This window comes from Streptomyces niveiscabiei (genome assembly GCF_001419795.1).
Taxonomy (GTDB): Bacteria; Actinomycetota; Actinomycetes; order Streptomycetales; family Streptomycetaceae; genus Streptomyces; species Streptomyces niveiscabiei.
The window spans coordinates 1-12,275 of record NZ_LIRL01000469.1 but is presented as its reverse complement, the minus strand read 5'-3'; the positions used below and the strand labels follow the sequence as shown (position 1 = coordinate 12,275).

The 12,275-nt window shown below is 71.1% G+C and carries 8 protein-coding genes; 1 reads left to right on the top strand and 7 read right to left on the bottom strand.

Annotation, left to right across the window (positions count from 1 at the left end):
• The 7 genes from topA to AOK24_RS22680 form a co-directional block, all read right to left on the bottom strand.
• Positions 1-2,818: type I DNA topoisomerase (gene topA, locus AOK24_RS22710; RefSeq protein ID WP_055721912.1), on the bottom strand; the 2,818-nt coding region annotated here is incomplete at its 3' end.
• Between the two features lie 271 nt (positions 2,819-3,089).
• Entirely contained in the window at positions 3,090-3,287 is a 198-nt protein-coding gene (locus AOK24_RS22705) for a hypothetical protein (RefSeq protein WP_029184428.1), read from the bottom strand.
• 230 nt (positions 3,288-3,517) lie between these two features.
• On the bottom strand, positions 3,518-5,041 hold the full coding sequence (locus AOK24_RS22700) for a DUF7059 domain-containing protein (protein WP_055721911.1): 1,524 nt from the start codon (positions 5,039-5,041) through the stop codon (positions 3,518-3,520).
• A 66-nt stretch (positions 5,042-5,107) separates the two neighbouring features.
• On the bottom strand, positions 5,108-5,755 hold the full coding sequence (locus AOK24_RS22695) for a hypothetical protein (protein WP_055721910.1): 648 nt from the start codon (positions 5,753-5,755) through the stop codon (positions 5,108-5,110).
• Positions 5,756-5,964: 209 nt separating this feature from the next.
• Positions 5,965-8,319, bottom strand: a complete 2,355-nt coding sequence (locus AOK24_RS22690) for a sodium-translocating pyrophosphatase (RefSeq protein ID WP_055721909.1) — start codon at positions 8,317-8,319, stop codon at positions 5,965-5,967.
• Positions 8,320-8,539: 220 nt separating this feature from the next.
• Positions 8,540-8,932: an ATP-binding protein gene (locus tag AOK24_RS22685; protein ID WP_055721908.1), complete on the bottom strand. Its 393-nt coding sequence runs from the start codon at positions 8,930-8,932 to the stop codon at positions 8,540-8,542.
• Between the two features lie 108 nt (positions 8,933-9,040).
• Positions 9,041-9,382, bottom strand: a complete 342-nt coding sequence (locus AOK24_RS22680; RefSeq protein ID WP_055721907.1) for an STAS domain-containing protein — start codon at positions 9,380-9,382, stop codon at positions 9,041-9,043.
• Positions 9,383-9,462: 80 nt separating this feature from the next.
• Here AOK24_RS22680 and AOK24_RS22675 point away from each other — a divergent pair, with 80 nt between their 5' ends.
• Positions 9,463-11,883: a DEAD/DEAH box helicase gene (locus AOK24_RS22675; RefSeq protein ID WP_079056940.1), complete on the top strand. Its 2,421-nt coding sequence runs from the start codon at positions 9,463-9,465 to the stop codon at positions 11,881-11,883.
• The last annotated feature ends 392 nt before the right edge of the window (positions 11,884-12,275 follow it).

Genomic DNA, 12,275 nt, shown 5'->3' with positions numbered 1-12,275 from the left:
TCTTCTTCGCCGCGGCCGTCGTCTTCTTCGCCGCGGCCGTCGTCTTCTTCGCCGTGGTCGTCTTCTTGGCGGCGGTCTTCTTCGCGGCAGCCGTCTTCGTGGCCGCCGCCTTCTTCGCCGGGGCCTTCTTGGCGGGGGCCTTCTTGGCCGTCTTCTTCGCCGGGCCCTTCGCCCGCTTCTCCGCGAGGAGTTCGAAGCCGCGCTCGGGCGTGATCTCCTCGACGCTGTCGCCGGAGCGGAGCGTCGCGTTGGTCTCGCCGTCGGTGACGTACGGCCCGAACCGGCCGTCCTTGACGACGACGGGCTTGCCGCTGACGGGGTCCGCGCCGAGCTCCTTCAGCGGCGGCTTGGCGGCGGCGCGCCCGCGCTGCTTGGGCTGGGAGTAGATCTCCAGCGCCTCTTCGAGGGTGATCGTGAAGAGCTGGTCCTCGGTCTGGAGGGACCGCGAGTCGGTGCCCTTCTTGAGGTACGGCCCGTAGCGCCCGTTCTGCGCGGTGATCTCGACGCCCTCCGCGTCGGCGCCGACCACGCGCGGGAGGGACATCAGCTTGAGCGCGTCGTCGAGGGTGACCGTGTCGAGGGACATCGACTTGAACAGCGAGGCGGTGCGCGGCTTGACCGCGTTCTTCCCGGTCTTCGGCGTCCCCTCGGGCAGCACCTCGGTGACGTACGGCCCGTACCGGCCGTCCCGCGCGATGATCTGGTGCCCGGAGACGGGGTCGGTGCCCAGCTCGAAGTCGCCGCTGGGCTTGGCCAGCAGCTCCTCCGCCATCTCGACGGACAGCTCGTCGGGCGCGAGGTCCTCGGGGATGTCCGCGCGCTGGTGGCCCTCGCTGTCCTTCTCCCCGCGCTCGATGTACGGCCCGTACCGGCCGACCCGCAGGACGATCCCGCTGCCGACGGGGAACGAGGACACCTCGCGGGCGTCGATCGCGCCGAGGTCGGTCACCAGCTCCTTGAGCCCGCCGAGGTGGTCCCCGTCGCCGTTGCCCGCGTCGGCCGCGCCGCCCGCGCCGCCGGTGCCCTCGCCGAAGTAGAACCGCTTGAGCCACGGCACGGACTGCGCCTCGCCGCGCGCGATGGCGTCGAGGTCGTCCTCCATCTTGGCGGTGAAGTCGTAGTCGACGAGCCGCCCGAAGTGCTTCTCCAGGAGGTTGACGACGGCGAAGGACAGGAACGACGGGACGAGCGCGGTGCCCTTCTTGAAGACGTAGCCGCGGTCGAGGATGGTCCCGATGATCGACGCGTACGTGGACGGGCGGCCGATCTCGCGCTCTTCGAGCTCCTTGACGAGGGACGCCTCGGTGTAGCGCGCGGGGGGCTTGGTCGCGTGCCCGTCGACCGTGATCTCCTCGGCGGTCAGCGGGTCGCCCTCGGTGACCTGCGGCAGGCGCCGCTCGCGGTCGTCCAGTTCGGCGTTCGGGTCGTCCGCGCCCTCGACGTACGCCTTCAGGAAGCCGTGGAAGGTGATCGTCTTGCCGGAGGCGGTGAACTCGACGTCCCGGCCGTCAGCGGCGGTGCCGCCGATCTTGACGGTGACGCTGTTGCCGGTGGCGTCCTTCATCTGGGAGGCGACCGTGCGCTTCCAGATCAGCTCGTAGAGGCGGAACTGGTCGCCGGTCAGGCCGGTCTCCGCGGGGGTGCGGAAACGATCACCCGAGGGACGGATCGCCTCGTGCGCCTCCTGCGCGTTCTTGACCTTGCCGGCGTACGTGCGCGGGGCGGAGGGCAGGTAGTCGGCGCCGTACAGCTGGGTGACCTGCGCGCGGGCGGCGGACACGGCGGTGTCGCTGAGGGTCGTGGAGTCCGTACGCATGTAGGTGATGAAGCCGTTCTCGTACAGCTTCTGCGCCACCTGCATGGTCGCCTTCGCGCCGAAGCCGAGCTTGCGGCTGGCCTCCTGCTGGAGGGTCGTCGTACGGAAGGGGGCGTACGGCGAGCGGCGGTACGGCTTGGACTCGACCGAGCGGACGGCGAACCGGGTCTGCTCCAGGGCGGCGGCCAGGGCGCGGGCGCTGCTCTCGTCGAGGTGGAGAATCTGCTCGCTCTTGAGTTGTCCCAGGGAGTCGAAGTCGCGGCCCTGCGCGACCCGCCTGCCGTCGACGGTCTGGAGGCGGGCGACCAGCGACGACGGGTCCGACGAGTCCCCGGCGCGGCCGGTCGCGAAGGTCCCCGTCAGGTCCCAGTACTCAGCAGAACGAAAAGCGATGCGCTCGCGTTCCCGCTCGACCACAAGTCGTGTCGCCACCGACTGGACGCGGCCCGCCGACAGCTTCGGCATGACCTTCTTCCACAGGACCGGCGAGACCTCGTAGCCGTAGAGGCGGTCGAGGATGCGGCGGGTCTCCTGGGCGTCGACGAGCTTCTGGTTGAGCTGGCGGGGGTTGGCGACGGCGGCCCGGATCGCGTCCTTGGTGATCTCGTGGAAGACCATCCGCTTGACCGGGATCGTCGGCTTCAGGACCTGCTGGAGGTGCCACGCGATGGCCTCGCCCTCGCGGTCCTCGTCGGTGGCGAGGAAGAGTTCGTCGGACTCCTTGAGGAGGTCCTTGAGCTTCTTGACCTGCGCGCGCTTGTCGGCGTTGATCACATAGATGGGCTGGAAGTCGTGCTCGACGTCCACGCCGAGGCGGCGCACCTCGCCGGTGTACTTCTCCGGCACCTCGGCGGCGCCGCTCGGAAGGTCGCGGATGTGCCCGACGCTGGCCTCGACGATGTATCCGGGGCCGAGATAGCCCTTGATCGTCTTCGCCTTGGCGGGCGACTCGACGATGACGAGTCGCCTGCCGCCCTTCGCGGTCTCGCTTGTCGGGGACAACTTCGCTCTTCTCTCCGGATCGACGCTGGGGGCCTCCCCAGGCTTCGTCCCGGGGCACAGTCATGGTGACGCTGCGGAGTGTGACGGTACATCCCGCCCCCGTGTCAAACGGGAAAAGCCCGCAACGGCCACTCGAACGGTAACCCGACTACCGCCATTCCTGCCGCCCGGAGTACCGACCGACGTATTCAGGACGGCCGGCGCCGCACCGCACCGCCGACCGGTACGGCGCTCCCGCGCGCGGTGTCCCCGCGCCGCCCCGGACGCGCGCTCAGACCCGCGTGAGGCACCACGCCGCGACGGCCAGCGACGCCACGGCGGCGGCCGTGGCGAACGTCACCGCGACCCCTTGCCCGACCCCCTGGGCGACCGGCTGACGCTGGCGCGCGCGTACGGTCGTCCACACCAACAACCCGCCCCCGAACAGCGCGAACACCGCCCCCGCGAAGATCGCCGGCCCACTCTCCATGCCCGTCCACGCCCCCTCGTCGCCCCGCACGCGCGTGCGGCTGCGCCGGACCCTGCCACGCCCGGACGGCACCCCGGCGAACCTCAGGTGAACACCGCCCCGGCGCTCCCCCCGGCCCCGGACGGGCCCCCGGCGCACCGCCGCGCGCGCCGGGCACGCACCACCCGCGCGCGGGTGCCTTTCCGGCCGACTTCCGCGCGCGGGCCGCGACCGAGGTCGGGCGCCCCGCCTCAGCCCTCGTCCACCGGCTCCAGGAACCCCTGCTCCACCAGCAGCCGGATCTGCGCGGGCGTGCGGTCGCGCAGGACGACCGGGTCCTCGCCGACGAGCTGGGCGATCGCGTCGAGGATCACGCCCGCGGTCAGCGAGCCGTCGCACACGCCCGCGAAGCCGGCGCCGACGGTGTCGACCTTGGTGGCCCGGCGCATGCCGCGGTGCTGGCGCAGGACGACGTGTTCGGGGTCCTCGGCGCCGGGCAGCCCGACCTGTTCCTGAACGACCTCGGGGGCCAGCGTGAAGCGGGCGGTGAGGAGGGCGGCGTCGTCGTGGCCGCGGAGGTAGTCGACGCGCTCGAAGTGGGCGCGGACGGCGTCCCCGAGGGGCTGCTCGACGGAGTGCGGCCACTCCTCGACGGTGACGGACGGCTCGGCGGCGGCGGCCTTGCGCAGGGTGATCCACCCGAACCCGACGGCCTTCACCTTGCGCGCCTCGAACTCGTCCAGCCAGGCGTCGTACCGCGCCTCGTAGGCCGCCGGGTCGTCCCGGTGGTCCCCGGCGTCGCGCAGCCACAGCTCGGCGTACTGGGTGACGTCCTGGACCTCCCGCTGGACCACCCACGCGTCGCACCCGCGCGGGATCCACGAGCGCAGCCGGTCCTGCCAGTCCTCGCCCTCGACGTGCTGCCAGTTGGCGAGGAACTGCGCGTACCCGCCCTCGTTCAGCCGCGCGCCCGCGCCCTGGACGAGCGCGCGGCACAGCTCGTCGCCGCCCATGCCGCCGTCCCGGTACGTCAGGCGCGCGCCCGGGGAGATCACGAAGGGCGGGTTGGAGACGATCAGGTCGTACGACTCGTCGTCGCGCAGCGGCTCGTACAGCGAGCCCGCGCGCAGGTCGGCCGCCGGTACGCCGGACAGGGCGAGCGTGAGGGCGGTGATGTGCAGCGCGCGCGGGTTGAGGTCGGTGGCCGTCACGCGCGTGGCGTGCCGGGCGGCGTGCAGGGCCTGGATGCCGGAGCCGGTGCCGAGGTCGAGCGCGGCGCCCACGGGCGTGCGGACGGTGATCCCGGCGAGCGTCGTGGAGGCGCCGCCGACGCCGAGGACGACGGCCTCGTCGCGCTTGCCGATCCCGCCCGCCCCGCCGACCGCGCAGCCGAGGTCGGACACGACGAACCAGTCCTCGCCGTCGGGCCCGCCGTAGGGGCGTACGTCGACGGTCGCCGCGACCTCGTCGCCCGCGCGCGTCAGCCAGCCGCTCTCCACGCACGCGTCCACCGGCAGAACGCCGGCCACGCGCGCGTGCGGCACGGTCCGCTGCAACAGGAAGAGCCGTACGAGGGCCTCCAGCGGCGTGTCGCCGCGTGTCGCGCGCAGCGCGGGCACCGTCTCGCTGCGGGCCAGCGCCGCGTACGCGGGGGCGCCGAGCAGGTCGAGCAGCCCGTCGGCGGTGAAGGAGGCCGCGAGCAGGGCCTCCCGCAGCCGGACGGTCACATCGACGTGGTCGGACGAGGGCAGCGGGGAGGGGGTGACTTCACTCACCCGCACATTGTCCCCCGTACGCACGCGCGAGCGCGGCTCGCGGTCGGCCGTACGCGCGCGTGGGGGCTATCCCTTGGCCGCACCCGTCGCGGAGCCCGACGGCGACGGCGAGGCCGCCGGGGCCGAGGGTGCCGCCGAGGGCTCCGCCGGGGCCGACGGGGCCGCCGTCTGCTTGCAGGTGTCCTGTTTCACCATGGCCCGCTTGACGTCCCCGGTCTCCAGGTCCGTCAGCGCCGTGTCGCTGGTCTTGAGGGTCTTCAGGTCGGCGGCCACCGCGTCGAGCCCGACGGAGAACTTCGCCTCGCTCTTCGTGTCGAGGGCGTCCGTCTTGGTCTTCAGCCCGGCGTACGACGTGGACAGCGAGGTGAGCACCGTGACGGCGTTGCGCTGCTTCGTGGCGCCGTCCTCGACGCCGGGAGGCGCCCCGGCGGAGCTGATGGCGTCGGCGAGCCCCTTGTAGCCGTCGGCCTGCTGCTGGAACGCCTGGGACAGCGTCTGCTGGACCTCCTTCGGGGGGAGGCCGTTGGTGGAGACCTTCTCGATGGAGGCGCTGGCCGTGTCGATCTTGGCCTTGAGCGCGGGGATGTCGGAGCAGAGCTTCCCGGCCCAGGCGACGAGGTCCTTGTTCACCTCGTTCTTCTCACCGCTGCATCCCGTCAGCGCCAGTATCAGGACCGCACCGCCGGACAGTGCGGTCGCGAGCTTCTTGTTCACCGGATCGGTCCCTTCCATGGCTCTCGGCCACGGAAACATACACGCCGACCGGACGCGCACCGCCGGGAGAGTGACCCCTATGAGGCGCTATCGGAAGGTTTGTCCCCCACCCTCGCCGCGCGTTCCCGAGAGAGAAGCCTCACGGCGCGCAGGGGCGGGCGGCCCACGAGCGAACCGCCCGCCCTAGAGGACGACGTTCTGTACAGAACTTACGAAACGGCCGCCCTAGGGTGCGCGCCCTCCGCGTCCCCGGACTCCTCCTCGTCCCCCACCGCGATCCCGCGCCGCTTGGACACGTACACCGCGCCCACGATCACCGCGAGGGACAGCACCGCGATCAGCACCCGTATCCCGACGCTCTCGTCCGCGCCGTACGAGAACTTGATCACGGCGGGGGCGATCAGCAGGGAGACGAGGTTCATGACCTTCAGCAGCGGGTTGATGGCGGGCCCGGCGGTGTCCTTGAAGGGGTCGCCGACCGTGTCGCCGATGACGGTCGCGGCGTGCGCCTCGCTGCCCTTGCCGCCGTGGTGGCCGTCCTCGACGAGCTTCTTGGCGTTGTCCCAGGCGCCCCCGGAGTTCGCCAGGAAGACGGCCATCAGCGTGCCGGTGCCGATGGCCCCCGCGAGGTACGCGCCGAGCGCGCCGACGCCGAGCGTGAACCCGACGAAGATGGGCGCCATGACGGCGAGCAGACCCGGCGTCGTCAGCTCCCTGAGCGCGTCCTTCGTACAGATGTCGACGACCCGGCCGTACTCGGGTTTCTCCGTGTAGTCCATGATCCCGGGCTTCTCCCGGAACTGCCGCCGCACCTCGAAGACGACCGAACCCGCCGACCGGGACACCGCGTTGATGGCGAGCCCGGAGAACAGGAACACGACGGCCGCGCCGGCGATCAGCCCGACGAGGTTGTTGGGCTGGGAGATGTCCATCATCAGGCTCATCGGCGCCCCGTCCCCGCTGAGCTGCTCCCCGACGTCCCGCGCGCCCGTGGTGATGGCGTCCCGGTACGACCCGAAGAGCGCCGAGGCGGCGAGTACGGCGGTGGCGATGGCGATGCCCTTGGTGATGGCCTTGGTGGTGTTGCCGACGGCGTCGAGGTTGGTGAGCACCTGCGCGCCCGCGCCCTCGACGTCGCCGGACATCTCCGCGATGCCCTGCGCGTTGTCGGAGACGGGCCCGAAGGTGTCCATGGCGACGATGACGCCGACGGTCGTCAGCAGCCCCGTCCCGGCCAGCGCGACCGCGAACAGGGCGAGCATGATCGACGTACCGCCGAGCAGGAACGCGCCGTAGACCCCCAGGCCGATCAGGAGGGCGGTGTAGACGGCCGATTCGAGGCCGATGGAGATCCCGGCCAGGACGACCGTCGCGGGGCCCGTGAGGGACGTCTTGCCGATGTCCCGCACGGGCCTGCGGGTCGTCTCCGTGAAGTAGCCGGTGAGCTGCTGGATGAGCGCGGCCAGCACGATCCCGATCGCCACGGCGACCAGCGCGAGGACGCGCGGGTCGCCGCCCCGGCCGCTGATCGCGGTGTCGGTGACGCCGTCCAGGTCGCCGTACGAGCCCGGCAGGTAGACGAAGACGGCGACGGCGACGAGTGCGAGGGAGATCACGGCGGAGATGAAGAAGCCGCGGTTGATGGCGCTCATGCCGCTGCGGTCGGCGCGGCGGGGGGCCACCGCGAAGATGCCGATCATGGCGGTGACCACCCCGATCGCCGGGACGAGCAGCGGGAACGCGAGCCCCGCGTCGCCGAAGGCGGCCTTGCCGAGGATCAGCGCGGCGACCAGCGTCACGGCGTACGACTCGAAGAGGTCGGCGGCCATGCCCGCGCAGTCGCCGACGTTGTCGCCCACGTTGTCGGCGATCGTCGCGGCGTTGCGGGGGTCGTCCTCCGGGATGCCCTTCTCGACCTTGCCGACCAGGTCGGCGCCGACGTCGGCGGCCTTGGTGAAGATGCCGCCGCCGACCCTCATGAACATGGCGATCAGGGCGGCGCCGAGGCCGAAGCCCTCCAGGACCTTGGGGGCGTCGGCCGCGTAGACGAGGACGACGCAGGAGGCGCCGAACAGGCCGAGGCCGACCGTGAACATGCCGACCACGCCACCCGTACGGAATGCGATCTTCATCGCTTTGTGCGAGACGGCGGTGAGATCCTTTTCCGGCTCCCCCTCGGCCGGAGTCGCTTCTCTGGCCGCCGCCGCGACCCGTACATTGCTGCGCACCGCGAGCCACATGCCGATATATCCGGTGGCCGCGGAGAACGCCGCGCCGATCAGAAAGAAAACCGACCTGCCGGCCCGTTGATTCCAGTCGTCGGCAGGCAGCAACATCAACAGGAAGAACACGATCACCGCGAATACGCCGAGCGTACGCAACTGCCTGGCGAGATACGCGTTCGCGCCTTCCTGGACCGCCGCCGCGATCTTCTTCATGCTGTCGGTGCCCTCGCCCGCCGCCAGTACCTGGCGCAGCAGCACACCCGCGACCACCAGGGCGGCGAGGGCCACGAGGGCGATCACCGCCACCAGGACACGATTTCCGTCGGTCAGCTCCGCCATTCGTCCTCCTTGACGTTTGGGCTGAGCTCCTGAGATGTGGACGGATTGTAGGTACCGGAACCCGATCAATACAGTGCGCGGCATGCAGAATTCGCCGTCGCGTCAAGTAATGCGGCGGGGGCATTAAGATTCTTTTGACGAAACCACTGTAAGTGTTAATGAGCGTGCCCGCACATGCCGAAGGGCCCCACTCGGGGGCCCTTCGGGTACTGCCGCTGTATTACGCCGGTGTCGTCGGCCACGTCATCCGGATGAGACCCGGCGTGACCTGGACGTCGTCCACGAGCCCGCTGATCACCGCGAGGCCCATGTCGTCCTCCTCGGTCTCCGCGCCGCCCGACGCCCCGTCACCGGGGTGGGCGACCGGCGCCTCGTCGCCGACCTCGATGGAGAACTGCTTCTCCTCCTCGATCAGCGCGACCTTGACGGGTGCGGTGAGGCCCGCGCTCTGGTGGAGCCCCACCGCGCGCGTACAGGCCTCGCCGACGGCGAGCCTGACCTCGTCGAGTACGGCCTCGTCCACTCCGGCCCTGCGCGCCACCGCTGCCGCCACCAGTCGGGCGGTCCTGACGTGCTCGGGCAGCGCGCTGAAGCGGAGTTCAACGGTGGCCATGCGTCCCCCTCGGAACTACGGGCGTGCTTGTGGGAAGGCCGGGCCGCCGGTGAACGGCGGCCCGGTCCCCCCGGTTGTTCAGTTCGTCGTACCGCTGGTGGGCGGAGGTCAGTCGGTGGCCTCGACGGCTTCCGCGACCGAGGTGTGGATCGGGAACACCTTGGTGAGCCCCGTGATCCGGAAGATCTTCAGAATGCGCTCCTGGTTGCAGACCAGGCGCAGCGAGCCCTCGTGGGCGCGCACACGCTTGAGGCCGCCGACCAGCACGCCGAGCCCGGTGGAGTCGAGGAAGTCCACGCCCTCCATGTCGACGACGAGGTGGAAATTCCCGTCGTTCACCAGCTCGACCAGCTGCTCGCGCAGCTTGGGCGCGGTATATACGTCGATTTCGCCACCGACCTTGACGATCGTGCGATCGCCGATGGTCTCGGTCGACAGGGACAGGTCCACGGATCCTCCAGCACCTTGCTATCGAGCGGTCGCCCCTCGGGACACCTAGGCAGGAGCCCCTGGACGGTTCGCCAGCCGCGATGGCATTCAATCACTTACCGGCAGGCGTGCACGACGCCTTCGCTCCATTGTCCGTCACGCCGGTGACACACTCGGTGCCGATGGCCAAGAATCACCGATCCGATCGACCCTCGCCGCAGGCGCTGCTGCACAGCCTCGCCGCGGGGTCCGACCGCGCCTCGCGCATCACCCATACGGAGCACTTGCCCCCGAGGGCGGGACGTCATGCCGTCTGGCCGCACCGGATCCGCGCGGAAGTGATCGCGGCCGTACGGGAGTACGGCATCGAGGACCCCTGGGCGCACCAGGCGCTGGCCGCCGAACACGCCCTGGACGGCGAGTCGGTGATCGTCGCCACAGGCACCGCCTCGGGCAAGTCGCTGGCTTATCTCGTACCCGTCCTGTCGGCCCTCCTGGACGGCTCCGAGGCCCCCAACGGCCGGGGCGCGACGGCGCTCTACCTCGCGCCGACGAAGGCGCTGGCGGCGGATCAGCTCCGATCCGTGAAGGAACTTTCACAACCTCTCGGCACCGCGGTGCGTCCTGCCGTGTACGACGGTGACACTCCGGTCGAGGAGCGCGAGTGGGTCCGCCAGTACGGCACGTACGTCCTCACCAACCCCGACATGCTGCACCGCGGGATCCTCCCCTCGCACCCGCGCTGGTCCTCGTTCCTGAAGTCCCTGAAGTACGTCGTGGTGGACGAATGTCACACCTACCGGGGCGTGTTCGGCTCCCACGTCGCCCAAGTCCTGCGCCGGCTGCGGCGGCTGTGCGCGCGGTACGGCTCCTCCCCGGTGTTCCTGCTGGCCTCCGCGACCGCGGCGCAGCCCGCGGTCACCGCCGGGCGCCTGACCGGTCTGCCGGTCGTCGAGGTCGCCGACGACGCCTCCCCGCGCGGCGAGCTGGTCTTCGCCCTCTGGGAGCCGCCGCTGACCGAACTGCACGGCGAGAAGGGCGCTCCGGTGCGGCGTACGGCGATCGCCGAGACCGCCGACCTGCTGACCGACCTCGCGGTCCAGGGGGCGCGCACGGTCGCCTTCGTGCGCTCCCGGCGCGGGGCCGAGCTGATCTCCGTCATCGCGCAGGAGCGGCTGGCCGAGGTCGACCGCTCGCTCGCGCGGCGGGTGGCCGCGTACCGGGGCGGGTACCTGCCCGAGGAGCGGCGGGCGCTCGAACAGGCGCTGCACTCCGGTGAGTTGCTGGGGCTGGCCGCGACGACCGCGCTGGAGCTGGGCGTGGACGTCTCCGGGCTCGACGCGGTCCTCATCGCCGGGTACCCCGGCACCCGCGCCTCCCTGTGGCAGCAGGCCGGGCGCGCGGGGCGGGGCGGCGAGGGGGCGCTCGCGGTCCTCGTCGCGCGGGACGATCCGCTGGACACGTTCCTCGTCCACCATCCCGAGGCGCTGTTCGACCAGCCCGTCGAGTCGACGGTCCTCGACCCCGACAACCCGTACGTCCTCGCCCCCCACTTGTGCGCCGCCGCCTCCGAACTCCCCCTCACCGAGGAGGACTTCGAGCTGTTCGGCCCCTCGACCAAGGACCTCCTCCCCCAGCTGGAGGCCGCGCGGCTGCTGCGCCGGCGCACCAAGGCGTGGCACTGGACACGCCGGGAACGGGCCGCCGACCTCGCCGACATCCGGGGCGAGGGGGGTACGCCGGTCCAGATCGTCGAGGCGGGTACGGGGCGGCTGCTGGGCACCGTCGACGCCGGGTCCGCGCACACGAGCGTCCACGAAGGGGCCGTGCATCTGCATCAGGGCCGTACGTATCTCGTGCGCGCGCTGGATCTCGACGACTCCACGGCGTTGGTCGAGGAGGCCAACCCGCCGTACTCGACGATCGCCCGCGATACGACGGCTGTCGCGGTGCTGTCCGTCGACGCCGAGATCCCCTGGGGCGAGGGGAAGTTGCACTACGGCTCCGTCGAGGTGACCAACCAGGTGGTGTCGTTCCTGCGCCGCCGGGTCCTGACGGGCGAGGTCCTGGGCGAGACGAAGCTGGACCTGCCGCCCCGCACACTCCGTACGCGCGCGGTGTGGTGGACGGTGACGGAGTCCCAGCTGGACGACGCCACCATCCCCCCGGAGATCCTCGGCGGCGCCCTCCACGCCGCCGAACACGCCTCCATCGGCATGCTGCCCCTCTTCGCGACCTGCGACCGCTGGGACATCGGCGGCGTCTCCATCCCCCTGCACCCCGACACCCTCCTCCCGACGGTCTTCGTCTACGACGGCCACCCCGGCGGCGCGGGCTTCTCCGAACGCGCCTTCCACACAGCACGGACCTGGCTCACAGCAACCCTGGAAGCCATCAAGTCCTGCCCCTGCGACACCGGCTGCCCCTCCTGCATCCAGTCCCCCAAGTGCGGCAACGGCAACGAGCCGTTGCACAAGAGGGGGGCGATACGACTGCTGGGGGAGCTGCTGCGGGGGGCGTGAACGGGATGGCTGGGGCGCAAACAACCACGCCCCCAAATCAACGCAGGGAACAGCCACCCCCCCAGGGGCGCGGGGAACTGCGCAACAACCCACAACGAACCCGCACCGAACAACGCGAGAGCGACCACTCCCTAGGGGCGCGGGGAACTGCGCAACCAGCCACAACGAACCCGCACCGAACAACGCGGCAGCAACCACCCCCTAGGGGCGCGAGGAACTGCGCGACCAGCCACAACAAACCCGCACCGAACAACGCGGCAGCAACCACCCCCTAGGGGCGCGGGGAACTGCGCGACCAGCCCCGACGAACCCGCACCAAATACAACCGCGTCGAACTGCACTGGCCTCTCGCTCTCCCCGACGGCGGCCGTCACGGCTTCACCGCCCACCAC

Excerpts from the sequence above, each read along its gene's own strand:
- AOK24_RS22705 (WP_029184428.1), bottom strand. The coding sequence starts at position 3,287 with ATGGAGAGTGGGCCGGCGATCTTCGCGGGGGCGGTGTTCGCGCTGTTC.
- AOK24_RS22690 (WP_055721909.1), bottom strand. The coding sequence starts at position 8,319 with ATGGCGGAGCTGACCGACGGAAATCGTGTCCTGGTGGCGGTGATCGCC.
- AOK24_RS22685 (WP_055721908.1), bottom strand. The coding sequence starts at position 8,932 with ATGGCCACCGTTGAACTCCGCTTCAGCGCGCTGCCCGAGCACGTCAGG.
- AOK24_RS22675 (WP_079056940.1), top strand. The coding sequence starts at position 9,463 with ATGGCATTCAATCACTTACCGGCAGGCGTGCACGACGCCTTCGCTCCA.